General features: G+C 31.2%; 33 protein-coding genes. 22 read left to right on the top strand and 11 right to left on the bottom strand.

Annotated elements, in window-relative coordinates; genetic code table 11:
* Window positions 1-16: 16 nt before the first annotated feature.
* Genes MMARC5_RS06630 through MMARC5_RS06615 form a run of 4 tightly spaced genes read right to left on the bottom strand, consistent with a single transcriptional unit; the run spans window position 17 to window position 4,058 of the window.
* Complete coding sequence (locus MMARC5_RS06630; protein WP_011869057.1) at window positions 17-1,216, bottom strand: glycosyltransferase; 1,200 nt, start codon at window positions 1,214-1,216, stop codon at window positions 17-19.
* Window positions 1,213-2,286: a glycosyltransferase gene (locus MMARC5_RS06625; RefSeq protein ID WP_011869056.1), complete on the bottom strand. Its 1,074-nt coding sequence runs from the start codon at window positions 2,284-2,286 to the stop codon at window positions 1,213-1,215. Before MMARC5_RS06625 ends, MMARC5_RS06630 begins: the two co-directional genes overlap by 4 nt.
* A gap of 47 nt (window positions 2,287-2,333) precedes the next feature.
* Entirely contained in the window at window positions 2,334-3,353 is a 1,020-nt protein-coding gene (gmd, locus tag MMARC5_RS06620; protein ID WP_011869055.1) for a GDP-mannose 4,6-dehydratase, read from the bottom strand.
* Between the two features lie 15 nt (window positions 3,354-3,368).
* Window positions 3,369-4,058 carry a glycosyltransferase family 2 protein gene (locus MMARC5_RS06615; protein ID WP_011869054.1) on the bottom strand — a complete coding sequence of 230 codons (690 nt, stop codon included), beginning with the start codon at window positions 4,056-4,058 and terminating at the stop codon, window positions 3,369-3,371.
* A gap of 122 nt (window positions 4,059-4,180) precedes the next feature.
* Here MMARC5_RS06615 and MMARC5_RS06610 point away from each other — a divergent pair, with 122 nt between their 5' ends.
* Window positions 4,181-4,807: a trimeric intracellular cation channel family protein gene (locus MMARC5_RS06610; RefSeq protein ID WP_048058508.1), complete on the top strand. Its 627-nt coding sequence runs from the start codon at window positions 4,181-4,183 to the stop codon at window positions 4,805-4,807.
* Window positions 4,808-4,888: 81 nt separating this feature from the next.
* Here MMARC5_RS06610 and MMARC5_RS06605 read toward each other — a convergent pair whose 3' ends face one another.
* Window positions 4,889-5,722, bottom strand: a complete 834-nt coding sequence (locus MMARC5_RS06605) for a F420-dependent methylenetetrahydromethanopterin dehydrogenase (RefSeq protein ID WP_011869052.1) — start codon at window positions 5,720-5,722, stop codon at window positions 4,889-4,891.
* Window positions 5,723-5,925: 203 nt separating this feature from the next.
* On the opposite strand from MMARC5_RS06605, the gene MMARC5_RS06600 reads away from it, so the two are divergent.
* Window positions 5,926-6,174, top strand: coding sequence for a hypothetical protein (locus MMARC5_RS06600; protein WP_011869051.1), 249 nt, complete (start codon window positions 5,926-5,928; stop codon window positions 6,172-6,174).
* Window positions 6,175-6,204: 30 nt separating this feature from the next.
* Here the strand turns inward: MMARC5_RS06600 and MMARC5_RS06595 are convergent, their stop codons facing one another.
* Window positions 6,205-6,735, bottom strand: coding sequence for a type II toxin-antitoxin system VapC family toxin (locus MMARC5_RS06595; protein ID WP_011869050.1), 531 nt, complete (start codon window positions 6,733-6,735; stop codon window positions 6,205-6,207).
* A gap of 84 nt (window positions 6,736-6,819) precedes the next feature.
* On the opposite strand from MMARC5_RS06595, the gene MMARC5_RS06590 reads away from it, so the two are divergent.
* From MMARC5_RS06590 to MMARC5_RS06565, 6 genes are all read left to right on the top strand, one after another.
* Entirely contained in the window at window positions 6,820-8,193 is a 1,374-nt protein-coding gene (locus MMARC5_RS06590; protein ID WP_011869049.1) for a radical SAM protein, read from the top strand.
* 57 nt (window positions 8,194-8,250) lie between these two features.
* Entirely contained in the window at window positions 8,251-9,615 is a 1,365-nt protein-coding gene (locus MMARC5_RS06585; RefSeq protein WP_011869048.1) for a mannose-1-phosphate guanylyltransferase/mannose-6-phosphate isomerase, read from the top strand.
* Window positions 9,616-9,784: 169 nt separating this feature from the next.
* Window positions 9,785-10,342: a hypothetical protein gene (locus tag MMARC5_RS06580; protein WP_011869047.1), complete on the top strand. Its 558-nt coding sequence runs from the start codon at window positions 9,785-9,787 to the stop codon at window positions 10,340-10,342.
* 8 nt (window positions 10,343-10,350) lie between these two features.
* Window positions 10,351-11,238: a tyrosine-type recombinase/integrase gene (locus tag MMARC5_RS06575; protein WP_011869046.1), complete on the top strand. Its 888-nt coding sequence runs from the start codon at window positions 10,351-10,353 to the stop codon at window positions 11,236-11,238.
* A 208-nt stretch (window positions 11,239-11,446) separates the two neighbouring features.
* The gene (locus MMARC5_RS06570; protein ID WP_011869045.1) at window positions 11,447-13,636 is read left to right on the top strand and encodes a methyl-accepting chemotaxis protein; all 2,190 of its coding nucleotides are present in this window, start codon (window positions 11,447-11,449) and stop codon (window positions 13,634-13,636) included.
* 32 nt (window positions 13,637-13,668) lie between these two features.
* On the top strand, window positions 13,669-14,157 hold the full coding sequence (locus tag MMARC5_RS06565; protein WP_011869044.1) for a hypothetical protein: 489 nt from the start codon (window positions 13,669-13,671) through the stop codon (window positions 14,155-14,157).
* A 668-nt stretch (window positions 14,158-14,825) separates the two neighbouring features.
* Here MMARC5_RS06565 and MMARC5_RS06560 read toward each other — a convergent pair.
* Window positions 14,826-15,320 carry a MarR family winged helix-turn-helix transcriptional regulator gene (locus MMARC5_RS06560; RefSeq protein ID WP_231288446.1) on the bottom strand — a complete coding sequence of 165 codons (495 nt, stop codon included), beginning with the start codon at window positions 15,318-15,320 and terminating at the stop codon, window positions 14,826-14,828.
* Window positions 15,321-15,614: 294 nt separating this feature from the next.
* On the opposite strand from MMARC5_RS06560, the gene MMARC5_RS09935 reads away from it, so the two are divergent.
* Together MMARC5_RS09935 and MMARC5_RS09525 are read left to right on the top strand one after the other, a co-directional pair.
* Window positions 15,615-15,737 carry a hypothetical protein gene (locus tag MMARC5_RS09935; protein ID WP_269208415.1) on the top strand — a complete coding sequence of 41 codons (123 nt, stop codon included), beginning with the start codon at window positions 15,615-15,617 and terminating at the stop codon, window positions 15,735-15,737.
* Window positions 15,738-15,832: 95 nt separating this feature from the next.
* A complete protein-coding gene (locus tag MMARC5_RS09525; RefSeq protein WP_011869042.1) occupies window positions 15,833-16,120 on the top strand; it encodes a hypothetical protein in 288 nt (95 codons plus the stop codon).
* 70 nt (window positions 16,121-16,190) lie between these two features.
* Here MMARC5_RS09525 and MMARC5_RS06550 read toward each other — a convergent pair whose 3' ends face one another.
* Complete coding sequence (locus MMARC5_RS06550) at window positions 16,191-16,415, bottom strand: hypothetical protein (RefSeq protein ID WP_011869041.1); 225 nt, start codon at window positions 16,413-16,415, stop codon at window positions 16,191-16,193.
* 199 nt (window positions 16,416-16,614) lie between these two features.
* Window positions 16,615-17,217, bottom strand: coding sequence for an ECF transporter S component (locus MMARC5_RS06545; RefSeq protein WP_011869040.1), 603 nt, complete (start codon window positions 17,215-17,217; stop codon window positions 16,615-16,617).
* A 295-nt stretch (window positions 17,218-17,512) separates the two neighbouring features.
* On the opposite strand from MMARC5_RS06545, the gene MMARC5_RS06540 reads away from it, so the two are divergent.
* The 3 genes from MMARC5_RS06540 to MMARC5_RS06530 are packed head-to-tail and all read left to right on the top strand — an operon-like array spanning window position 17,513 to window position 18,913.
* The gene (locus MMARC5_RS06540; RefSeq protein WP_011869039.1) at window positions 17,513-17,812 is read left to right on the top strand and encodes a hypothetical protein; all 300 of its coding nucleotides are present in this window, start codon (window positions 17,513-17,515) and stop codon (window positions 17,810-17,812) included.
* A 14-nt stretch (window positions 17,813-17,826) separates the two neighbouring features.
* Window positions 17,827-18,351: a hypothetical protein gene (locus MMARC5_RS06535; RefSeq protein WP_011869038.1), complete on the top strand. Its 525-nt coding sequence runs from the start codon at window positions 17,827-17,829 to the stop codon at window positions 18,349-18,351.
* A gap of 7 nt (window positions 18,352-18,358) precedes the next feature.
* Window positions 18,359-18,913, top strand: a complete 555-nt coding sequence (locus tag MMARC5_RS06530) for a hypothetical protein (protein ID WP_011869037.1) — start codon at window positions 18,359-18,361, stop codon at window positions 18,911-18,913.
* 92 nt (window positions 18,914-19,005) lie between these two features.
* Here the strand turns inward: MMARC5_RS06530 and MMARC5_RS06525 are convergent, their stop codons facing one another.
* Both MMARC5_RS06525 and MMARC5_RS06520 read right to left on the bottom strand, forming a co-directional pair.
* Window positions 19,006-19,545: a hypothetical protein gene (locus MMARC5_RS06525; RefSeq protein ID WP_011869036.1), complete on the bottom strand. Its 540-nt coding sequence runs from the start codon at window positions 19,543-19,545 to the stop codon at window positions 19,006-19,008.
* Between the two features lie 88 nt (window positions 19,546-19,633).
* The gene (locus tag MMARC5_RS06520; RefSeq protein WP_011869035.1) at window positions 19,634-20,026 is read right to left on the bottom strand and encodes a helix-turn-helix transcriptional regulator; all 393 of its coding nucleotides are present in this window, start codon (window positions 20,024-20,026) and stop codon (window positions 19,634-19,636) included.
* Window positions 20,027-20,269: 243 nt separating this feature from the next.
* Here MMARC5_RS06520 and MMARC5_RS09605 point away from each other — a divergent pair, with 243 nt between their 5' ends.
* From MMARC5_RS09605 to MMARC5_RS06485, 9 genes are read left to right on the top strand one after another with little or no spacing between them, the layout of a single operon-like run.
* Window positions 20,270-20,398, top strand: coding sequence for a DUF2080 family transposase-associated protein (locus tag MMARC5_RS09605; RefSeq protein WP_012193440.1), 129 nt, complete (start codon window positions 20,270-20,272; stop codon window positions 20,396-20,398).
* On the top strand, window positions 20,399-20,671 hold the full coding sequence (locus MMARC5_RS06515; protein ID WP_011869033.1) for a hypothetical protein: 273 nt from the start codon (window positions 20,399-20,401) through the stop codon (window positions 20,669-20,671).
* Window positions 20,664-21,101 (top strand): hypothetical protein, encoded by a 438-nt coding sequence (locus MMARC5_RS06510; RefSeq protein WP_011869032.1) that lies wholly within the window; start codon window positions 20,664-20,666, stop codon window positions 21,099-21,101. The genes MMARC5_RS06515 and MMARC5_RS06510 overlap by 8 nt, the downstream gene beginning before the upstream one ends.
* Before the next feature lie 10 nt (window positions 21,102-21,111).
* The gene (locus tag MMARC5_RS06505) at window positions 21,112-21,519 is read left to right on the top strand and encodes a hypothetical protein (protein ID WP_011869031.1); all 408 of its coding nucleotides are present in this window, start codon (window positions 21,112-21,114) and stop codon (window positions 21,517-21,519) included.
* Window positions 21,520-22,869, top strand: coding sequence for a hypothetical protein (locus tag MMARC5_RS06500; protein ID WP_011869030.1), 1,350 nt, complete (start codon window positions 21,520-21,522; stop codon window positions 22,867-22,869).
* On the top strand, window positions 22,866-24,989 hold the full coding sequence (locus MMARC5_RS06495; RefSeq protein WP_011869029.1) for a DEAD/DEAH box helicase: 2,124 nt from the start codon (window positions 22,866-22,868) through the stop codon (window positions 24,987-24,989). Before MMARC5_RS06500 ends, MMARC5_RS06495 begins: the two co-directional genes overlap by 4 nt.
* 12 nt (window positions 24,990-25,001) lie before the next feature.
* Entirely contained in the window at window positions 25,002-25,196 is a 195-nt protein-coding gene (locus tag MMARC5_RS06490) for a hypothetical protein (protein ID WP_048058506.1), read from the top strand.
* 2 nt (window positions 25,197-25,198) lie between these two features.
* Window positions 25,199-25,324: a hypothetical protein gene (locus MMARC5_RS09930; protein WP_269208414.1), complete on the top strand. Its 126-nt coding sequence runs from the start codon at window positions 25,199-25,201 to the stop codon at window positions 25,322-25,324.
* A complete protein-coding gene (locus tag MMARC5_RS06485; RefSeq protein ID WP_011869028.1) occupies window positions 25,317-25,550 on the top strand; it encodes a hypothetical protein in 234 nt (77 codons plus the stop codon). Before MMARC5_RS09930 ends, MMARC5_RS06485 begins: the two co-directional genes overlap by 8 nt.
* Window positions 25,551-25,644 lie beyond the last annotated feature (94 nt).

Genomic DNA, 25,644 nt, shown 5'->3' with positions numbered 1-25,644 from the left:
CGGTATTATTGGTTATTTAACATAATTTATTAATAACATTATCTATTTTTTTTGCAACTGAATCCCAACTATATTTTTCAACAGCAAGATTACGAGCATTTTTTCCAATATTTAATGCAAAATCTTCATTATCTGCAATCAATTCAATATTTTTCGAAAAATCTGCTATATCTGATATGATCGCATCGACATTATTTTTTAAATTAGATCCTCTCGCTCCAAAATAGGTGGTAACTATCGGAAGTCCTGCAGCCATATATTCAAAAAGTTTTATATTACTTCCTCCGCCCGAAAGTATCGGATTTAGTGCTATGTCTGCAATTTTTAAATAATCTTCAATTTTATCAACGATTCCTGTAAATATTATATTGTTGTATTTTTTGTGTGAAAATTGGTTACCGCAAGAACCAACGATTAAAATTAATATATTTTCATTTTTTAAAGATTTAGAAAAGTTTATGATATGACTAACAGCTTCAATATTGGGATAATATTCCGAACCAGTAAATAAAACAATTGTTTTGTTTTTGAAACCATATTTTGACTTTAAATTTTCCTTTTCGTCGTAATCAGTAGGTTTTATTTTTTTAGTATTTACTCCATTTGGGGCAACATGAAGTTTAGATTTTGAAATGCCATAATATTCCGAAAATTTTTTTACATCCTCTTCTGAAACAGCGAGTACTGCGTCCGAATTTTCAACAGCAAACTGTTCTTTATCTTTTACAATATCCAGTATATTTTTGGAAAATGGTTTATTTTTTAAAATACTTTGAACTCTAAAATATTCAACATCAATAGTATCAATTATTATTGGTTTATCTTGATTATTCTTTTTAAAAACATGTTCAAATTGCCACGGTTTTTCCACGATTATCAAATCTGAATTATCAATCGATTTTGAAAGTATTTTTGGCGAAAATATTTTTAAAAATGATCCGGAAAATATTGGAGGGGTTTTTAGGGGATAATGCATCAATGCCCTAACACCTAATTCCAACAAGTTCACGTATCGGAATTCTGAATAATTTTTATCAATCTTTGTTGTCCAAGATCTGAAATTTTTAATATTTTTTTCATTATTTCCTAAACCTTGGGAAAACAGTAGTATTTCATGTCCCAACTTTGCCAGTTCTAAGTTTATATTATTTATCCGGTTTGGCCCCCCGTATTTTGGAGGATATATTCCCCATGGTGCAACATCTAATATTTTCATAATTTTCCCAATTTTTTTTCAATAATATTTTTTAAATCTTTGCCAATCTTTTTAGGCGTACAATGTTCTTTAAATGTCAGGTAGCCCTGCTTTGCGATATTTTCTTTTATTTCTGGATTATTTCTTAATAATAATATATTATTTGCTAGGTCTTTTGGATCATTGGGATCTACAAAGAGTGCATTTTTTTTATCAACCAATAGTTCCGAATTTGCGAGGTTATTTCCCACAATAACGGCTCTATTCATAGATAAAAACTGGAACGTTTTTCCTGAAATTACACGTTGACCTTTTGCAACAGTTCCAAAATGCCCCCCCAAACAAACATCCGAATTTGCAATTTCTAGAGGTAATTTTTCATACTCTATCCAATCAATAAATTCAATATTTTTTAGATTTAATTCTTTTGCAAGTTTTATTATTTTCGAATGTTCTAGGCCTATGCCCACAATTTTAAATTTAATATCAGAATAATTTTCTAAAATTTTTGCAGAATGGAGTATAATATCGATACCCTGTAGGGGTAGAAATGTTCCATAGTAAAATACTGTAAATTCATCATTATTTTTATTCAATGTATTTCGGGGATAAAATATTTCATCATCTGCCCCCACAAAAATTCTTTCAAAATTTGAGTTTTGAAGATTGAAAGTATTTAAAAAGTAGTCAACATGTGATTTTGTATCTAAAAATACCACATCTGAAATTTTACATGAGATCTTATCAAAAAAATATGATACTTGTCCACAAAATGATGAGGGTTTGAAAATTTTTCGATCGTCACAAAGAGTATCGTAAATAGAAATAAAAGCATCAAAAAAAATAGGCTTTTTTGTTAATATTTTAATAATTGGAACTAAAGGCTGCCCCAAAAATCCAACAAATACCACATCATATTTTTTATTCATATTTGTTAGGAATTTTAAGGCCACTTCTATATATCTTTTAGCATATGTACTTTTTATGCTTGTGCAATCTATGATTTCAACATTGTTTTCTTTTAAACCTTTATAAATAACAGAATTTCTAGTATAGGTGGCTTTTGCGCCACAAATAAATAAAATTTTCATCATTCTACCCGATATATATTATGAGGCATATATTTTATTAATTAAATTTAATTAATCCTTTCTAAGTCTTTTTTAACCATTATTTCAACTAATTCTTCAAATTTAGTTTTAGGTTCCCATCCTAAGATTGATTTAGCTTTCGAATGATCCCCAATCAAGAGTTCAACTTCTGCAGGTCTGAAAAATGCGGGATTTACTTTTACCAATATTTTACCAGATTTTGAATCTTTTCCAACTTCATTAATTCCGCATCCTTCCCACATAATATTGATGCCCGCAAATTTAAATGCAAGTTCTACAAAATTCCTAACTGTGTAAGTCTCGTTTGTCGAAAGTACGAAGTCATCAGCTTCATCATGTTGGAGTATTTTCCACATTCCTTCAACGTAGTCTTTTGCATATCCCCAATCTCGTTTTGCATCCAAATTACCTAATTCCAAGCATTCTTGAATACCTTTTGAAATTTTTGCAACGCTTAGCGTTATTTTCCTAGTTACAAATTCAGGGCCCCTCATTTCACTTTCATGGTTGAATAATATTCCATTGCTCATGAATAGGTCGTAACTTTCCCTGTAGTTTTTAATGGTCCAAAAGCCTGCTAATTTCGAAACTCCGTATGGACTTCGCGGGTAAAATGAAGTAGTTTCTTTCTGAGGAATTTCTTGAACTTTTCCAAAAAGTTCAGACGTCGCAGCGAAATATACTTTTGAATCGGAAGAATATTCCTTAACGGCATTTACTACATTCAACGTTCCACCAATATTTACATCATATGTAAATTTTGGATTTTCAAAACTAAATCCTACAAAACTTTGAGCTGCAAGGTGGTAAACTTCATCAGGTTTGATTTTTTTAATTATTGAATCCATAAACAAATTGTCGGTAATATCTCCCCAATGAATGTTTAGTTTTTCTTTTTCACTATTGGTTAAATAATCAAGATTTCCCAATGAATTTTGGCTGTTTCTTCTGACAATCCCATGTATTTCGTAATTTTTTTCCAAAAGTAATTTTGTTAAAAAATATCCATCTTGACCAGTTATTCCAGTTATTAATGCTATTTTCATAACGTCACCATTGATTTAGTGTCTCATCCATGCTTTTAACATTACGGGAAATGCAGTGAATGGGTATTTTATAACTTTAATTCTCGAAACTCCATGTATCCGATTTTTTACAGATGTCGGAACTTCCGTATATCTCAAACCCTTTTTTCCAGCCTGTATAATTATTTCTTGATGGATTCCCCATCTTTCAGCTTTTAAATTTAATTTGTCAATACTTTTTTTATTCAATGCTACTAATCCACTCTGTGCATCCGTTGTCGGTAAGCCAGACATAAATCTTGTAGTTTCTGTTGCAATATTATTGCAAAATGTTCTTATTTTTCTACCTGTGGGCACTTTTTTATAATATTCTCCTAAAAATCTAGATCCTACCACTAGGTCTGCTTTATTATTAATTAATGGGCCACATACTGGTTCAATTACGTCTTTTGTATACTGCCCATCTCCATCGATAATTATTGCTATGTCATAATCTGACTTGGCGAAATATGTATATCCCGCCCTTACTGCAGCGCCTTTACCGCGGTTATGTTCAAAAGTTATGACTTCAACACCACTTTCTTTAGCATATTTTGTGGTATCATCATCACTTCCATCATCTATTACAAGAATTCCAGAAACAGTATCTTTTATATTTTCAATAACTAGTTTTATGGATTTTTCTTCATTATATGCAGGGATTATTGCCAAAATCCTGTTATTCATAATTATTACCCCATTTATATATGCGTGAAAACGATCAATATCTTTGTCAAAACTTATGCATTAAAAATATATAATGGTTGTGTTCTGAGAGTAATTACTTAAATAAACGATTTGGAAAAAACATGATTACAGAAAACATATTTTTTATAATGAATATAGTTGGTCTTTTGGCATTTGCAGTAGTTGGTGCATTAAAAGGAATTAAAAAAGGCTTAGATTTACTTGGAATAATAGTTCTTGGAATAATGACTGCACTTGGTGGAGGAATTACAAGGGATTTACTCGTAAATACAATTCCATATGCATTAAGATCTCCCAATGATATGGGGGTTGCATTAATCGGAGTTTGGAGTGCAATAATAATTTTTAAAATTTTTAAAGATGATGTAAGTAACAAATATGTAATCCAAATTCCTGATGCAATCGGACTTTCTGCATTTACTACAACCGGTGCAATGATTGCATATAACTTTGAAGTATCATTTTTTGGAATAATCATACTTGCAACGTTAACTGGAGTCGGCGGTGGAATAATAAGTGATATATTGTTACAAAAAACCCCTTCAGCATTAACTGAGGACTTTTACGCAAGCTGTTCCATAATTGGTGCAATTGCATTTTATCTGGCAATTTTATCAAACTTAAGCTTCGAAGCAAGTGCAGTTATTTGTAGTATCGTCGTTTTAATGATCAGAATTGTTGCAATGCTCTGCAAATGGAGCCTTCCAAAATTTTATAACGAAAAATAACTATTCTTTTTAAAATAAATTTTTTTAAAAATCAAAAAAAGAGAAATGGTTTGGTAAAATATTATTTAATTTAATGTAAATTTATTCTGGTTTTTCCATTAATTTACATTTGTTTAAGATTTGTCCAGCGCCTGCGTGAGGTTTTCTTGAAACAGCGTCAGTTGCTTTTTCTAATTCTCTAGCTTCGTCAACTAATTTTGCAGCGTATCTTATTGTTTCGTGTGCAGATGCAACGATTGGGATGTATTTTTCCATTTCTTTGGTCATGAAGCATCCTTTAACATCGATGTCAGCTACTTTTTCAGCCATTACAAATGCAGCCATAGCTTTTGCTTTTGCGTATGGGTTTGCAAAGTCCATTGCTTCAACTGCTTTTTGTTCGGTGATTACGATTTTTGGTAATGGTATTTCTTTTCCTTCTTCAACTGCAAATACCATATCATCAATAGCGTTTTGTACAACTCTTAAAGCACCGGTTCCAGCTAAAACTCTGATTACATCAGCATTGAACATTGCCATTTCAACAGGGTCTAAGAACTGTCTTCTAGCACCGATCATAGGGTCGCATTTGATTAAAACGTATCCGAGTCCTTCTTCTGCCATAGCATCTTTGTCTTTGATACCTGGTGCGTCACCAATGATAACTGCAGGGATTCCGCCAGCGCTTAAGATTTCTCTAGCTTTTTTTGGACCTGGTGCAGCAGGGTTTGGACCAATGTATACAATGAAGTCTGGTTTTACTTCTTCAACCATTTTTTTAGCAACTTCTTCTACTTGGTCAGGGTTCATTTTAGCTCCGCTACCTAAAACTCTAACGTCAATGTCGTTTCTGTCTGCTCTTTCATCCAAACAAAGATCAACTACAGGGGACATTCCTATGTTTCCGCATTTTAAAATACCTATTTTTACAACCATTATATCACCGAAAGATATTATTTCCTTTCCGTATTACCTTTGAATTCAAGGGCATATATTAATTGCTATTCGAAATCTTTATTACCCCTATTAATAACTGTAATTATAAAATTATGGTGGTAAAAAATAAAGGTATAAATAATGCCAAATACAGATATAAAACCGTGAAAAAGATTTAAGTTATTCGAAAAGAGGGGAATTTTATGGACGACTTTGAAAGAATAATCAATTCCTTAAGTGACAAAGAAATAATACTTCGAGTGGACTTGAAACAGAATATAAAAATTATTAACTTTAAAATTGGTTCAATGGACGTAAATGGGGAACTTGGAATCAGTTTCAGAAGCATAAACCCTGAAGTAAAAGCAGAAGAAATTCCTGAAAACATCATAGAAGTTGCTGAAGAAGTAAGTGAAGCTGCAGAAAAAGTCGAAGAAAAATTGAAAATATAACGTCAATTTTAAATTAAAAAGTAAATATAATCAAAATAATTTTTTTGGTTTTTTCTTTTTATCATAAAATTTTTTACCTTTTTTAAGTCTATTTTTTACCATTTTTCGATAAAGTGGGCTTCCACAGACTTCGCATTCATCATCAAGGTAATTTATTGGATACATCTTTTTACAACCTTTGCAGATTTTTTTCCAGACGAAATCGTCCTTTGACCCTGCTGCAACGATATTTTCATATTTTATTTTTAATTTTTTCGAAACATTTTGAAGTCCATAATCGTCAGTATACAAAATTCCGCCAAGGTCGATTGCAAGCGCGAGTATTTCGATGTCGTTGTTTGAAATAGTGTCTCCAGTTTCTATCGAAGTTTTCACTACATTTTCAATGGTTTCAGGTTTTGGGTTGAGTATTTTTAATTTTCCGTATTCGATTGCCAATTTTACAATATCTTCTTTTGAAACGACTTCTGAAACGATTCCGTTTGTAGTGTAGTGCTCTCCTTCTTCGATTGAGGGGTTGTATCCGTGGATAAACGCTGAAGCATCGAGTATTTTTATCATAAAATCACTTTTTAATTAATTAAATATAGTTATATCATATGGATACTTACTACTTTTACATATTTAAAAATCTCCGGTGTAAATGTGACGAGAAATGCAAATAAAAATAATATATGGAATGAAAATTGTTGGATTTTTGATTTAAATCAATTTAAGATGATTACCAATTCAATATTGAATGAAAATACTCTAGTTCTCGAAATAAACCAAACTTACGAAGTAAGCGTTTTAATGAATTATAATGTATCTCTTGAAAACGGAATTTTAACTTTCAAAGATTTTGTAAATGACAATTCTGAGTCTGCACAGGTGCTTACAGGTTCATTAAAGACAGGAATATTGAATAAAATGTCTCAAAGCATTTCAGAAGGACTTTTGAATAAAACAACAAACCGGAGAACTTATTATATTACAGAACCAACGCCTTTAATCGGGCACACCGCATTTGGGCTGATTGATAGGGGTACAAATGTAATTCAGGTAAGGGGGCTTAGCGGATGTAATATTAACTGCCCTTTTTGTTCTGTTGATGAAGGAATTCACTCAAAATCCCGAAAAAACGACTATTACGTTGATATGGATTATTTAGTTTCCGAATACGAAAAAATTGCAGATTTTAAAGGCTATAAAAAGCTTGAAGCACACCTAGATGGACAGGGGGAGCCTTCATTGTATTATCCACTTCCAGATTTAGTTCAAAATTTAAACGAGATAAACTATAAAAACAAAGGAATAGTTTCAATTCAGACAAACGGAGTTAATTTAACTGAAAAGCTGATCGATGACTTGGAAGGGGCAGGACTTCACAGAATTAATCTTTCAATTAATGCAATCGATGAAAAGTTCTCAAAAGGGCTCTCAGGAAGCAAAAAATACGATATCGAAAAAATTTTAGAAATTGCGAAGTACATAAAAAATTCCAAAATTCATCTTTTGATTGCACCACTTCTACTTCCACATTACAATGACGAAGAATTTAAAAAAGTGCTCGATTTTGCAGTTGAATTGGATCAAAAAACACCACAAACTACGATAAACCCCATAACAAACAAGAAAAATCCGATTGTCGGCCCGCAGTTATGTTTAACTTACCAGTTTGGAAGAAAAATTCCAAAAATGAGAGTTTGGGATTTTCCAAAGTTTTACAATCTTTTGGATGTTTATCATAAAGAATATCTTAAAGATGGAATAAACTTGGATTTAGAGGTTCCTTTACACGGATTTTTCGGAAGTCACAGCCGGAAAAGGTTGCCATGTCCTTTTAAATTGAACGAAACGATTTCAGTAACCCTTTTAATGGATGGACGGGTTAATGGGGAAGTTATCGGTGCATCAAAAAACAGAGTAATCCAGATAATCGATTATAAACATGAAGTTAATAAATTGATTGGAAAACGTGTTAAAGTAAAAGTGCTCCGTGTAAAAGACAACGTGATTGTTGGATCAATGGTAAAATAATTAACTTTTTATTTGGGTTAAAATAATTTTGATATATATTATTTCAAAGGGGATAACATGAAAGTCGTAATTCTTGCAGGTGGAAGTGGAACTAGGCTATGGCCAATGAGTAGGGAATATTTTCCAAAGCAATTCATAAAATTAAAACAGCTTGGAGAATCGCTTTTCCAAAAAACTTTTGAAAGAAGTTTAAATCTGGCAAAACCTGACGACGTATTAATAGTTACAAACGAAAAACATAAATTTTTAGTTTTAATGCAAATAGAAGAATTAGGGATCAATTTTAATGAAAATAATGTACTTATAGAACCTAATGGAAAGAATACGCTTCCTGCAATATATTATGCTGTAAAAAGTGCCGGAAATAACGAGGATGTTCTTGTACTCCCCTCTGATCATTTAATTGGAAACGAAGAAATTTTTGTAGATACCGTAAATAAATCAAAAGGTCTGGCAAAAAATAATCTTGTAACGTATGGCATAGTTCCAAAAACTCCCCACACGGGCTATGGATATATAATGCCTGGAGAAAGTTTTGAAATCGGTAACAAAGCACTGGAATTTAAAGAAAAACCCGACGAAAAAACAGCAAAAGAGTATATTAAAAAAGGATATCTTTGGAATAGCGGAATGTTTTTATTTAATTCGGATTTATTCGTAGAAGAAGTTAAAAAATACTCTAACGACATATATACTGCGTTTGAATCTGAAGATATTGATGAAATTTATGAAAATGTTCTTGATATTTCAATAGATTATGGTTTAATGGAAAAATCTAAAAATGTTGCAGTAGTTCCTTTAAATGTTTCATGGAGCGATCTTGGAAGTTTTGATGCAATTTACGATGAGTTTGAAAAAGACGAGTCTGGAAATATTATTGAAAAGTCAAACATAGCAATCAATTCAAAAAATAATTTGGTTTATTCTCCAACTGGAAAAATGGTTGCACTTTCAGATATTGATGATTGTATCGTGGTTGATACCAAAGATGCACTAATGATCTGCAAAAAAGGAAGTTCTCAAAGTGTTAAGAATATAGTATCCAAATTAAAATCTATGGAAGATGAAAGAACGCAATTTCACCAGACTGTTTATCGACCATGGGGTTCATATACGGTTTTAGAGGAAGGATTTTTTTATAAAATAAAAAGAATAACTGTAAATCCTAAAAAAAGACTCAGTAGCCAGTTACATCATCACAGGAGTGAACACTGGGTGGTTGTAAAAGGAATGGCAAAAGTGACGGTTGAAAATGAAGAGTATTTTGTTAGCAATGGTGAAAGCACTTTTGTAAACGGTGGGTTCAAACACAGACTTGAAAATCCCGGGATGGTGCCTTTAGAAGTCATTGAAATTCAAATCGGAGAATACTTGGAAGAAGATGATATTATTCGATTTGATGATGAATGGGGTAGAAAATAGAGCAACTCTCAGGAACCCTGTATTCATCATTTCTTTAATTTGCAACTAATATAACAAATTAAAGTCAGCAGGGATGACAATCATCATCGAGTCTTTTATATATTATATTAATATATAATTAAATATTCATTTCATCCAATATATTAAACGGTATTTAGTATATAAAGGGGTGGTTTTTTTGGCTGTACTTTTGCAAGTATATTGTACTGATGATAGTGAACGTAAAAAGTATCAAGAGATGGCAAAAGACAAGGGTTTCTCAAGTGTCGGCTCTTATGCAAAATTTTGTATGAATATGGTTGATAAAATTTATGAAAAAGGTAACGAAAGTACCGATACAAAATTGGATAAAATAATATCGCTTTTGGAAAATGTTCAATTCACTTCAAATGAATCAAACGATAAGGTTACAACTGCTTTACAAGATTTGTCTGATTATTTAGTTTCTATTTATACAGATACTGAAATTCAAGATATGTATGTTAAAATTAAGGATTATTTAAGAAGTAAGGATGAAGATATCTGGACTGCTTGGGATGAAATTCTCGTTGTATTGAATTATTCAAATGATGATCGTAAAATAAATCTTTTTAAGTATATTTTAGCAAATCATAGGGAATTTGGGGCTACTGTGGAGCAAAGGGTGGAAGAAGGTAAAGTATATTTCAGACTTAGGGATTTAATGTTACCAATGGGCGAAGACTATGAAATAATTACTAGAAATTAAGTGATATCATGGATGAATCTTCAGAAAAACTCGTTGAAAAATTTTTAAAATTTCATTCGGGCCATAGTCAAAATACCGTAAAGTACTATAAATCCGGTCTAAAAGCATTTATGCGGTATTTTGATGAAAATAAAACCTGGGAAAATATCACAATAGAAGATGCAATAAACTTCTATAATGGATATAACAAGACCGGAGACGGAAGAGCCGTAAATAAAAACACTAAAATCAAAAGATTAAATGATGTTAATCGATTTTATGAATGGGCGGTGGAACACCAGTTTTTATTTAAAAATCCAGTGAAAACCTTTGTAAAAACTCTCAAGTTTGAAAAAAAGGAAAGAATAAATTTAAGTGAAAAACAAGTGGCAACTGTGTTAGCAAAAGTAATGAACTATGATTATTACGTTTACACGTTGTTTCTTTTAAAAACTGGTGTTAGGATATCAGAATTTCAAAATATACTTTTTAATGACGTGGATTTAGAAGACCGATCAATATATATTCGAGATGGAAAAGGCGGTAAAGATAGATATGTATTTATCGATAACGAGCTTTTAAATCATCTTAAAAAGTATATTGCATACCGAGAAAATTTAAATTTAAAAACAAACTGCTTTTTTGTAACTGAACAGGGTAAAAAGGTTACAAATTACGCAATTGATAAATTTAGAGAATATTTAAAAGAAGTTACTAAGGATAAAATTCCTTTTGACGTTACCCCTCACGTTTTCAGGCATACTTTTGGAACGTTAGCCTGTGAAGATGAAATGAATTTGATTGTTTTATCAAAAATAATGGGTCATTCAAATTTAAACACTACTTCCGGGTACGTTCATTCAAACAAGGAATCAAGAAAAAAAGAGTATTTACGAGTTATGAATAATAAGAAATGATTAGCAGTTTAAAATTAAATACTAATAAACTATTTTTCTATTTTTTAATATATCGGTTTTACTATTGGGTACTCCACTTAAGTTAATAACTTTTATTTTCAGCTACCTACATAAAAACAATATATATCTCAATAAATAGACGGATCAAAGAAACTTAATTAACAGTTAATTAAGTATATTCCCCAATCCATATGTTAGGTGTATAATTTTGAAAATAAGTTTTAAAAAAATTGGTACAAAAATACTTGTATTCATGATACTTTGTGCAGTAATCCCACTTATGATTGTTGGAGGGGTTTCAACAAACAAAATATCAAATGAAATGAAAATACAAGGTGAAAACAGCGTAGATTTTAATTTAAAAATACTTGAAGAAACGATAAACAATGTAATGTCAGAGTTTGAAACTAATGCGGATTATACTGCTAATTTAGATATAGTTTCAGATGCAGTTTCAAATAACGACGATGAAATATTATTTAATTTTGCAGAAAATATGAAAGAATCCTCAGAAGTGGATTTAATTGCATTTACTGATGAATATGGAAATATCATATCATCAAGTGATAACGTTCAAACTAATTTAAAACCTGTATTATCAAAATTACTTGGAAATGGAGTTCAAAGTTCATTTTTGATAATTTCTGGAGCTGAGGCTTCAAAATACAGCGATTATAAGGTAGATAATGCAAACGATGCTCTTGCAATATGTGCAGTTGCTCCAGTTTACAATTCTGGAAAACTTGTGGGAAGTGTAGCACTTGTAGATATCGTAAACAAAGATGATTACTGGGTAGACCGAGTTAAACAGGTTACTGGAAATGAAGCTACAATATTCCTTAAAAATGTCAGAATTTCTACAACTGTTCAAACTAATGGAAGAGATGCAACTGGGACTACTGCATCACAAGAAGTTTATAATAAAGCTTTAAATCACCAAGAACACGTTGGAACTGCAACTGTTTTAGGCCAGTCATACATTACAAAATACTCTCCAATAGAAGATATGGATGGAAATGTAGTGGGTATGATTTTTGTAGGGACTCCAGAAGGTCCATTTTTAGCAGTTATTAATGGAATTAGAAATCAGATTATAATCGTAGCACTTTTAGGTTTATTGCTTTCGATTTTGATTGCAATGTACACTGGAAGAAAAATTACAAAACCAATAGAAGAACTCAAAAAAGGAACTTCTGAATTTGGAAATGGTAACTATGATTACAAAACCTCTGTTAAAACTGGCGATGAATTACAAGAACTTTCAGATTCATTCAATGGAATGGCTGGCAATATTAAGAATTTAATGAAAACTATGGATATGGATAAAGTTGAACTTGCAAATCTCCTTAATAACGTAACCAATGTAATGAACAATGTTGCAAAAGGGGACTTTACAGCAAGGGCTGATGAAAATACTGAAAATAACACCCTTCAAAAAGCAATCAACACTGCAGTTGCAAATGTTGCACAGTTGATTAAAGACCTGAGAGAAGAAGTTGACTTATTAACAAGTCAGGTTCAAAAAGTTGAAGACGAACTTAAAAGTGCAGAAGAAACCGCAACGCAAGTTACAGAAGCTGCAAATCAGGTTGCAGAAGCTTCGAGTGATCAATCTGCAAAATTACAAGAAGCGTCAGACCAACTTGAAAATACATATGGTGTTGCAAAAGAAGTTTATGGTGCAGCAGAAGAAACAGTCAAAGCTGCCGAAGAAATCGGCGAAAACTCTGAAAATGGAGTTAAAAAAGTTGAAAACGCAATTACAAGAATGCAGTCAATAACCAATGTTATTGATGAATTAGGAAAAGCAATTCAAATGCTTGGTGATGACGGTAAAAAAATTAACGACGTTACCGGATTAATTAAAGATATTGCAGAACAGACTGGACTTTTGGCATTGAATGCTTCAATTGAAGCTGCACGTGCTGGAGATGCTGGAAAAGGATTTGCAGTTGTTGCAAGTGAAATTAAAGCACTTGCAGAAGAAATTAAAAAATCCGTTGAAGACATTAACCATACAATTGACGGCGTAAATCGAAGAATTGAAGATACAATGGATCTTGGATTAAAAGGAAAAGATGAAGTCGATAAAGGAGTAATTGCAATCGATGAAGTAAACGATGCACTTTTAAGAATTAAAGGAAGTGTTAACGATGCTGCAATCAAAATAAATGATATTAAAAAGGGTGCACAGAGTGCTACGGATAATACCGAAGGCGCTTTAAAGAATGCACAGGATATTGCTGCACTTTCAGAAGAGTTTACTGCAACTGCAGAAGAAGTTACTGCTTCAACTGAAGAACTGAATTCAATTATTGAAGAAATCAGAGGAATTGCAGAAGAAGTTACTCAAGTCGCAGAACGAGTAACTAAAAAATCAAGTCAGTTTAAAATTTAATTTCTTTTTCTTTATTTTTCAAGAGGTATAAAATGGAGTGCGATCTTGATTTTGAATCTTCCCCATATAATTCACTGTGTTCAAAAACCATTTCAACGTCTTCTGAAATTTTACGGTATTTTACAACATACTGTGAAGGTAAAAAGAAAGGATTTGATAAATTAAATCCGAGAGACTATATGAAACTTTTACTATCTACCGTCGTAGTATTGAATGTATTACGGGATGAAATAAAGGAACTAACTCTGAATTTAGAACAGAAACTGGCCCTTGATGTGTTTAAAAAATATGCTTACAAAGAACTTATGGGCGATTATGAAAAAAACTATTTAAAATTCTCATTGTGGCGAAAAAACGACATTTTAAGATATTCCATCGATAAATACAACATACACCTTGAAGATAAAAATAAAAACTGGAAAAAAATATACGCAATTCCCGTTCCAAATTACACCCATATGAACACCATTGGAGCAGTTATTTTAAGAGTTGCTAATAAATTGGGTGTATTTGATTTCTAAATTTATATTTTAGAAATAAATTCTATTTTTTTGAGTATATCATTCTAGATAATACTCCATATGTCAAAATAACCTTTAAAAACTCTTTAAATTCCGAAAAACTTATATATTACTAATATATATTAAAAATAGTTCCGTTAACTGGGTATTTAAATGACACCTACTGAAGTTTAAATAACACCTACTGAAGTTTAAATAACACCTACTGAAGTTTAAATAACACCTACTGAAGTTTAAATAACACCTACTGAAGTTTAAATGACACCTATTGAATTATTGTGGAAAAGTTCTGGAAAAAATGAATATTCAACCCCAATTGAATTAACGGAACACCTTTTCCAGAACATTATTTTAATGAGTTTTATTGATTTTTTAATATTGTTATTTTAACACTAATCGAAAAAATAGAAATAAAAAAACTATATTTATAAGTTATGTTTCCGGTTAAATTGCTATTATTTATATATGATTCAAGTTTTATATCATAATGTTTTTATGTTCCCAATGATCCAAACGATAATGAATTTTATAAATATGACTAGTGACATTTTTCACCCTCTCCAAGTGAAATTAAAAAAACTCATCTGGTTTATATTGGGCCATAAAAACACTTTTTTTACAATGATTATAAATTAAAAAGAGATTTTTTAAAATGTATATTAAAAAACTTAAATTATTGGTGGCCAATCTGATTTATTGATATTTTTGTTCTGACTGTAAAGACCGTCTAATTTATTTTCAAAATCTTCTGAAATTTTTCTAATTAAAAATTTAAAATTTTCAAATTCTTCAGGGCTTAAAAGTTCTTTTATTTCCTTTACCGTTACATTATGCATTTCTTCATTCCATAGAAATAAATAATTTCCTTTTTTTGTTAATTCAACCCTCACTTCCCTCTTATCCCCTTCTGATTTTATTCTTTTAACATAGCCTTTTTTTTCTAATTTTTTAGTCATATTCGTAATTGCAGTACTTGTATGGTGCAATTTTTCTGCAATTTCGGAAATTTTAGGGTTTTCCATGTAATACACTGTTTCAAGATAAATTTTATCACTCATGCTGATTTCCAAAAATTCTTTTTTTGGAATGTCCTGGTAAAGGTAGTCTCTTGAAACTGCATACATATATTCCCATATCTTACAAGTATCATTTACCAATTCCATAGTTTAAACCTACAATAAATATCACATATATTTTTCAATATATCTTGATCAATATATGCTGTTTTTATAAAGTACTTTTGAATTGCTATTTTGACATGACAAAATATTCTTTCTTATTTCAAGTTCAGGCATTTGTTTTCCCCTTTCGGATAGTGGTTAATCAATCAAGATTATAAAATAATAAAAGTTAAGATACAGGTATTTATTAAAAATCGTATATATAATATGAAGGATTAATTTCCAATTTAATGTTAAATCGAAGATTAATTGTTAGCATATATGAAGGGGATTAATATGAAATGCCGTTCTGGAACATACGTGGCTTTTAATGGCTGTGGTACAACGAATCCAACTGAAATCGATAGAAAATACTTTCAAATTTTAAAAGAATGGAATAATTCAGAAGATATGGTTTAAAATTAAATATATGTCCTGAAAATGTTGAAAAACAAAATATTTCTGATGAAACACGTAAGGCAAGAGCTTTTGAAAGAATTCAGAAGTCTAAAAACATGCTCGTAATTATCTCTGATGTATACAATAGGGATAGAAAATTACTGCCGTTTGAACTGGAAAAGGCTGTCGGCATAAATAAAATGCCTGTAATTATGGCATATGTTGGCGGATATGGTGAAAACCCTTTAAAAAAGAGCGATTTGTGGCCAAAACTGTTAAAATTCAGGATTGATTCAAAATCCATAAAAACAATTCATGTACCTTTTGAAATTGAACGGATAAAAAAAGCTATCGAAACGTACGATATAGACAACATGCCTGAAGATTATATTACGCTCATGTAATATTTTTATTTTAAATCTATTACATTTTTCAATCAATTTAAAAAGAGTAATTTAAATTTGGGGAGAATTTTTATTTTACATTAAATGAAATTACTGGATCATTTAATGCATCTTCAGGGGTTTTCGCAGGATGGGAACTAAATTTTCTACCATCTGGAAGTTTTAAAAGTGCATAATATTCCCCTGTTTTTAAGTATCTTTCAATTGTTATTTTTGCAGGTTTTTCGCCTTCTTTAAAGTAAACTCGATACTTTTTTATCAGTTCGTATGTATCATATTTTGAAAGATCAACCATATTTACCACCCCTCGTTCTATGATATAACTCTTTTTTCAAAAGTATTTATTATTTTCAGTTTTTTGTTAAAATTAACCATTATATCCAGTTTAAATCGCTAAAATAATATATTAATCCATTTAAAAATAATGAAACATTATTTATTCATTTCAATCAATTAAAAAGAGTAATTTAAAATTTAAGGGAAATACGTTAAAATTATTTTTTACAAATCTCAAATTCTTTTATTTCGAATTTATCACACAGTATTACTATTATATAGAATACTAATGCAAATGAAATCAACTTATCCAAGAAATTTGAGAAAAATCCTGTTATGTAAACAGCAGTAAACAGGTTGAACCCAAGTTCCAATAGATGTTTTGTTAATATATCAACTGATTCACCAGTAATTCCTGAAAATACAATGTAACTTATAGTATTTCCAACCAGTGAAGCCATTAGCGAAATAACAACTGATGCCGAAAGAACTGTTTTTAAATTAAACGGATATTTATCAAATATGTAACCAGTAATTAGTCCAATTAATCCATTTACGATTGCAAAATGAAAATAAACAGGACCCATGATTATCCCTAAACTAAAATGTGTTGCAAGGCCCACAACTGCCCCAATTATTGGCCCCATTAAAATTGCAGCAAGAATAGTTCCAACACTATCTAAATAAGCAGGCAATTTTAAAAGAAGTACCAAATGTGCCCCCACAAGGTTAATTCCAATCGAAAGAAGTATCAAATACCTGTAAAGTACTTTCTTGTAAGTTTCACGTTCAATTTTGAGATCATTTAATTTATCGTCCAAAATATCTCCTCATTTAAACTAAAAATCATATCGGGCATTTTTATATTCTTTTAAATCCTATTCTGCCCCATTATTTTAATTTCGAATGAATACTCCTCTGTTAAAAATCGTATAAATAATTTAAAGGTTTAATCGTGGAGTTTATCAAAAATTTGAAAAAAGAGTAATTTTTAAAATTTAAAGTTTAAAAGAATTTATTACGTATATATATAATTTCATTTAATTTATACCGTAAACTTTATAGTATAATCTGTAAAATAGTATAATTAATTCTTAATTTTTAGGATGTGGTAAAATGGAAGGGAACGGAGATAAAATGGAGATTAAAAAATCCCCAGATTTTACTGAAAAATTCTCTCCTGCGATATTAGTTTGTCCATTCAATAAAAGCATGCTTATGATGGATGTTTTAAGAAATAATCTTAAAATAATAAATGATGAAAAAAACGGTTTAATTAATAGGGAAAATAATTGGGAATCATCCCTTAGAATATATTTTACAGTAGAAACTGCTAGAGCAATGCTACAAGACTTAGATAAATATTTAAAAGAAATAGACGAAAAAGTTGAAGAATTTCCTAAAAAAATTGAATAACGAGGGCGATATTCATGCTCCCAAACGCAAGATCTGCAATATTGGACTATGTAAATGAGCATAGTTTAGAATTTGGTGGGGCTTTGACACTTGTTGGATATTCTGAATTTGAATACTTCAAGCCATTCATTCCAAACCCTACTTGCGGACCCCAAAATTTTGATTTACCATCGTATTTGATGAATACCAACACCCCATTTAAAGCAATGGACAAAATATTTAGGAAAGACAGTAGTAAATTAAATATATTCTTTGATGATTCAGATGAATTTTTGGGAATTTCAAATGAATTGCAAGAATTATCTAAAAAAATTTCAGAATACATCATACCCAAAGTTCAAAATGGACTTGAAGTTAATATTACGGAATGTTTACACGATTGGAATGAAGAATGGAATATCGTAAACGTCATATTACGCACTAAAAATAAAGTAGACCCTGTTAAAAAAATAAACTTTTTAGATGGGTTATATGATGAAATATATGAAAGATTTCCAGACTCATCATTTAATGTAAAAGTATCAATCAAATACGAATAGGGATAACTTGTTTAAATCTGTTAAAATGGATATTGGGGAATTCAAAGAAGTTGCAGATGCATTATATAAAAGTTGCAACTCGGAATTTAGGGAAGGAATATGTAGGACTGCTATAGGCAGATACTACTATTATACTTTTTTGAACATCAGGGAACTTATCAAATCTGAAGATTCCCTTAATGCATCTGGATTAAAGGGATCGTATGCACACAGCAATGTTAAAACATATTTAAAAAGTTTTTCAGAGGAAATTGGAAATAAAAAATTTGGGAAAGTAGTTAACTATATGATAGATTTACATGATCTTAGGAAAGAAGCAGATTACGAGTTAAAAACAGTACCTATTGATAGCTTGATCGAAGCTAAAAAATTAACCGAGAATATACAGTACGAGTTAAATACACTAAAATATTGTAACAATTCTGGATTTAAGGACATTTTAAATTATTTGAAAGCACAGGATAAGTTAAACGATATTAAACTTAAAGAAAATGTCCGTTATTGTAAAAAAGACTCTCAAAAAAAATGTCCTTGCACGGAAACGGAAGTAAGTTCTACGTGAGGGTCAATCGATCAGAACTTAAAAACAAAATTAATATTTACCCCAATTACTTTTTTACATGTAAATTTTCAATATTTCCTTAATCAAACATATTATCTTAAAATTTTGAAAACGTCTTGAGATTCGGTAATTTCATAATCTTCCAAAGCACTCGGATAAACTGAATTATATTTTATTTCTTTTAGTGGCATTATAAACATTTGTTCTGGATCATCTGGAGTTCCACCCAATCCCATTGCAATAAATACAGGAATATTATTTTCTGTTTCATATTCTCGATATCTATCAGCTTGATCTTTATATTTAGCCCATTTAAAAGCCCCTTTGAATAAATTACTCCTGTATTTACATTCAACACTAAAAATAACATTTGTTTTTTTATCTCTAAATTTTAAATCTGGGTTCAAATCACTTTCAACAAATCTACCATTTGCAGAATTTGGGTTATGTGTCATTTCAAGTAAATCAAACTCATTTTCTGGAAAAATATCTAAACAGTATAACTCAAAAGCCTTGCCTTTTTTAAAAGCTTCTTTTTTAGTTATTTTTTTAGTTTTCTTTGTTTTTTCAGATTTTTTAGGTATTGGATCATCTGAAAATTCAATAGAGACCCATTTAATAGATTTGAACATTAATTTACCCCCGTAAAATTAATGGATATCCAATATTCAATCAAAATAAACTTTAATTTCGATAAAAACAAAATTAACATCAATTTTACTATTTTTGAAAACTGTTGTTACTCATGAAATTATTATTTACGTTTATATTTCCAATATTTTGGTTATTGTTACCGATAATGTAGGTTGTTAAATTATCTAACTTTTTTTTATCACGATTTTCAAGAGCTTTTTCAACTTCAAAAAGACTCATTACGGTTTTGCCGTGTTCTGTTAAGTAATAATAAGTTTTTATTAATCCTTCGTCTCCATCGGTTTCATCTTTCCGTTTATCGACTAGTTCATGTTCCATTAATAATAATAAAAGACTTGAAAGGGTCCCTTTATTTATTTTCAAACTTTTTTGAATCATGCTATAATGTACTTCACCTGATTCATTCAAAAAAGTCATAATTTCCCTAACATGCTTTTTTGAGAGTAGATTTATCAGCATAAGACTTCACATTGTCATTTTTTACTCATAAATATTTGTAGAATTCCGTATATTAAGAGAATACTATTTTTTTCAATATGTATGGTTTAATTAAGTAGTATGTAAAAATACAGAAAGATTTTTATAGATGGATATCCACAGATTAGTATGTGAAAAGACAGACTACTAATAAAAAATATACGTCTGTATTCACAAAACATGCCCCCCACCCCTCATTTAAAATCCATATCAAAAGAGGCGATAATGAAAGAAAAAACAATCATAAAACAGGTAAAACCCTCCGGAAACACCGGACATGTAACTTTACCTAAAAAACTAATCGGAAAGAAAGTAAAAATCACGATAAAAGAAGGTGAAAACAAGGATGATTAAATGTATCCCGAACTTCCAAAGACCTCAAAAATAAAGGAATACACTGTCGTCATGAGACAGCAGACTAAAAACTGCAAAATAGCGGTTTATGATTCCAAATTTAACAAATTATCGAATAATTACATTTTAAAAAATCAATTTCTCGTAAAAGATGATTCAAAGAAAATATACGAACTAAAAACAAAATCAAACGGTCTCAAAGAAGGAGATAGAATACAGGTCTACTTCGAAAATGGAGACTACCATATAAAAAAGGTGAATGGCAATGTCTGAAAAACATGAAACAGTAACTGAAAGATGGTTTAACTACGATACAGGTTTTCAAACTGGAAAAATCCACGTTTCAAGAGGTCAGGTAAAAACTGATAAAGTAGACGAAAAAACTGGACAGCCCATTTACGAAACGGATTTTGATAAAAAAGGTACAGTAAGGCTTTTTACACAAAATGTAAACAACGGAGTTAAACAGGACAAAAACAAACAGTTTAACGTTCAATTGTCTGTTTCAGTGGTTATGGATATTGTAAAAGCTTACAATGAAGGTAACGGATTTAAAGAAATGCTTGACGATTTGTACGCAAAAGATAAGATTTCAGAACTTTATTCAATGAAAAACAATGGGCTGTCTCCAAATACTATTTTAGCAGCAGCAAGGGATTACGGAATTGCGAAAGAAGTAGCTGAAAAAATTATCGGTGGTTAATGTGCAAGTAATGAACCTTGATAAATTTGACCTTCCCGATAGGCTTAATTTCGGACAGTCAAGAGTCGTTTTTTACCCTGCAAAAGCTGTAACAAAAGGTAAAGATGGAGTTGTAACGTCTTGTGTTACTGACCCTGAAAACTGTGGTTACGTTGTACTTTCAAGTCATGCAGATTGTACTTCAAAAGAACAGGCTAAGTCAATTAAAATGACTTACAGGGATTTTGCGAGACTTCTTGCAACTGTTACGAAAAGTGAAGACTTGAAAAACAAGATTTTGAAACGAGCTGAAAACGAAGCAGTTTTAGAGATTGAACGAATGAACGCTATGAACCATTCTAAAGCTACAATGCTTAGTGCAGGAAAAGACTTGGGACTTACTGAAGAAGATGTTTTGTTAATCATCAAGAGTGATTAAATGATAACTCTTGAAAATATTCCTCCTGCAACTGTTCAATATGATGAGGATGTTTCAAGACGAATTGTACTCGATAGGGTTGTATTTACTGTATATTGCCCGTTTCTCTTTAAATATATCGGTAAATCCCACAATAAACAGGCATTTCACGAATGGAAAGAGAAATTTCCAAAAAATATTGTAAGGGTCTTTGATTACAGTAACAAGAACTCGATGGGAATAAAATTTCCAACTGAACGGTGGAGTTCTGACCCGATAGAGTCGCAAGAGGGGGAAGTGATTTCAGATTTAACACTTTCTTTTACTGCACCATACGTGGGTTATGCTTACTGTAATTTTAACAGGCTCTACATGAAACAGAAGGGAATAAACCCCTATGAAGACACATACAAGTTTACAAACGTTCTTCCGATTTATCTAAACGATGAAAAAGAGCTTTTAAACGAAATGTGTGTTACTTTCTCAGACCACGTGCAAGAGCTTAAGTTTATTTATTCAGAATATCTGAAGAAAATTTTTGATTTGGATATTGAAGAACTTGCAAGGGATTTAGAGTTACAGGAGACCGATTACACTTCACTGGTTGAAGTTTCAGTAAAACAGGCTGAGGTCGATGTCGAATTTTTAGGCTGCGACCAGGTTCAATTTGAATATATTGCTGAAACAAGAAAATCAAACTATATGTTGAGGTGTGGAGACTGGACTCAGACAGAATATTACAGTAAAAACTTAAAATCGATTCCGATTCAATTTAAACGTTATCAAAAGGGTGCAGGGATTAACAGACACGAGTTTACTTGGTCGAAAGATGCTTCAAGAAACTGGTTGAAATTTGAAGACCCGGAACTTCTTTATGAAAGCATTTTGCTTGGGATTTCTGAGTCTTATTTAAAATATGGGTTCCAGTTTGAAGGTATTAGACCTATAAAACTTGATGGGGAGAGTTTGCTTCAAGAGTTCGCTGAATGGTGGAAATTGTCTCTTGATATCACTAAAACTATTATTTATGGCGGTGCTACTGTCGTAAAATTTGATAGAACTACTAAAAACCTTAGAGAAAAGCTTCAAAGAAATAATTTGATTGTTAAATTGGAGTCTGATTTCGGTCAAAAAAGGGGAATTTACCGTTTTAGTGATGCAGTAGAAAGGATTAGACAGGCTTTAAATGGTATATACCGATGTCCTGAATGTAATTCTTTAATGGATTATGATTATGAAGAATTTGCCCACGTCTGTAAACGTTGTAATCACCGTATAAGCTATTCATTTGAACGCTGTTCGCATGATACCGAATTTGTTAAGTTTGAAACTATCGAGCCGATTGAAGATGATGAAGAAGTGAAAAAATGAGTGTCTTTGAAGTTTTAAAAGATTTTGGAATTACAGAATTAAGACCGCCACAAAAGAAAGTTTTAGATAACGGACTTTTAGACAAAACTAAAAATTTCCTCGTATGTATTCCAACAGCAAGTGGAAAAACCTTAATCGGTGAAATGGCTTTCATAAATAACCTTTTAAATGAAAACAAAGAACCAACCGGAAAAAAGGCAATATTCATTGTTCCACTAAAAGCTTTAGCTACTGAAAAGTTCGAAGAATTCAAGGAAAAATACGAGAAATATGGTCTTAAAATAGGTATTTCAATTGGCGATTTTGATTCAAAAGAAGACCTCAATAAGTACGATTTAATCATAACAACTTCAGAAAAACTCGACTCATTAATCAGGCATAAAATAGACTGGCTAAAAGACGTTTCATGTGTGGTAGTAGACGAAATTCATTTAATCGGAGACGGTGAAAGGGGGGCTACTTTAGAAGTGGTTTTAACAATTCTAAAGACGTTAAATTTACAAATTATTGGACTCTCGGCAACTGTTGGAAATCCCGGAGAACTCGCAGACTGGTTAAATGCTAAATTAATTATTGACACTTGGAGACCTATTGAGCTTAGAAAAGCTACTTTCTTTGAAAATGTAATTGAATACACAAATTCAGAAGAAAAGAAGGTTGAAAATGAACATAAAAACCCATTAAATAATTTAGTTATCGATACGGCAAAAGAAGAAGGCTCTTGTTTAATCTTTTGTTCTTCAAAAAGAAACGCAGTCGGGGAAGCTAAAAAGCACGATGTAAGGAAGTATTTACACCCCTTAGAAATTGAAAAACTAAACGAAGTTGCAGAAGACCTTCTTGAATCAGACTCAGAGGGAAAAACTGTTAAAACTCTTTCCGACTGCGTTAGAAAAGGAATTGCCTTTCACCATGCAGGACTCACGACAAAACAGAGAAAAATTGTTGAAACTGCATACAAAAATCGAATTGTAAAAGTTATTTGCTGTACTCCAACACTCTCAGCAGGGTTAAACCTTCCTTGTAGAAGGGCAATAATCCGAGACGTTAAGAGATTTTCTGAAAAAGGAATGAAATTTATTCCGGTTATGGAAATTCAGCAGTGCATTGGTAGAGCAGGAAGACCCGGGCTTGACCCTTATGGTGAGGGAATAATTGTTCTGAAGAAAAAAGGCGATATTACTGAAGCTTTGAATCTTTTAAACGGAGACCCTGAACACATCTATTCAGGAATTGCCAACTATAAAAGTTTAGAAAAGCACGTTTTAGGTTTGATTGCGTCTGATATTACAAGAACCAAGACAGAATTATTCAAATTCTTAAAAAATACGTTCTATGCGTACCAGTACGATGATTTTCAAAAAATTAAAAGAACTGTTGAAGAAATCCTGTTTGACTTTAAAAATGCTAAATTGTTAAGACCTGAAAATGAAATCCTTGAAGTTACGGCTTTAGGTTGTAGGGTATCTGAACTCTATATCTCGCCAAGTTCCGCAATACACATTTTAAACGGTTTGGCAGGACTTGAAGACTATTCGTTTGAAGACCATATATTATTGACTCTCTCAGGAACTCACGAAATGAAACCAAAATTGAGAATGCCTGATAATGATTCAGATATTAGAAATGAGCTTGAATCTTTAGGTTATGAGTCAGATGATGAATTGATTGATGATTTCTTCTATTCAAGACTGTTTAAAGCTTGGATTTCTGAAAAATCAGACGAAGAAATCCACGAACATTACGCAGTAGAACCGGGAATTTTACGATACAAATTAGAGCAAATGAACTGGATGATGTATTCAGCTAAAGAGCTTCTTAGAATTTCGGGAAACCTAAAAGATTACTGGAATGAGTTTTCAAATATCGATGTCCGGCTTAAATATGGGGCTTCTGAAGAACTTGTTGAACTTTTGAAAATAAAAGGAATTGGTCGAGTAAAAGCAAGAAAACTCTATGATGTTGGTTTGAAATCAAGGGAAGACATAAAGAAGAATCCTTATCAATTAGCCGCTCAACTGGGCAATAAAACCGCTGCAAAGGTACTAAAAATTCTTAAAGTTCCTTACGATGTGAATGTTTTTGAACAGAAAAAAGGGCAACAGACTTTAATCTTGTAAAATGGTGGTGAAATGGATACAATCCAAGAAATTATAAAATGGAGTGAAGAACACGGAAAGGAAGTTGGCAGGAGAGCAAGAGAAGGCTGTGAAATTTCTCAAAGAATTATCCAGTTTTATGATTGGTATAGAAAATCTGCGGATAACTGTACTTTTGTTCTGCTTGATAACGCCGTACAAGATTATATCTCAAAATATTTGGTGTAAATGTGACTGAAAATACAGAAATACACGTAACATATGTTCGAAATTTTGTAGTTTTGCGAAAAGACGAAAAAAAAGTTTGTGATGAGTTAAACGAGATTATTAAAAAATATTCGGTGAAAAATGGCTAAAAATTTCAGAAAAAGGAAAATTGACAGAAAAAAGTTTCCTGTAACTGATAGGGAACTTCAGAGAATTATCTACCAACTAAAAAATCGAAAAGAAATTAATCAAAATGTAATGGCTGTTGTGAATAGAGACGGTAAATGGCTTTGTATTCATGCAAATGATGAAGAAAAGACCGTAATATACCACAATGCAATGATAATGAGCGATAGATTTAGAATTGAAGTTTAAAAATATTTTAAAAAAAGTTATAAAATTCCAGAGTTCTGCCCCGATCTGCGAAATTAGGGCAGAATTGACACGGTAATTTGAAAGGGTGGTATCT

Origin of the sequence: Methanococcus maripaludis C5 (genome assembly GCF_000016125.1) — an archaeon.
Taxonomy (GTDB): domain Archaea; phylum AGJL01; class Methanococci; order Methanococcales; family Methanococcaceae; genus Methanococcus; species Methanococcus maripaludis_D.
Note: the sequence above shows the minus strand (reverse complement) of the source record. Positions and strands in the feature narration are given on the sequence as shown.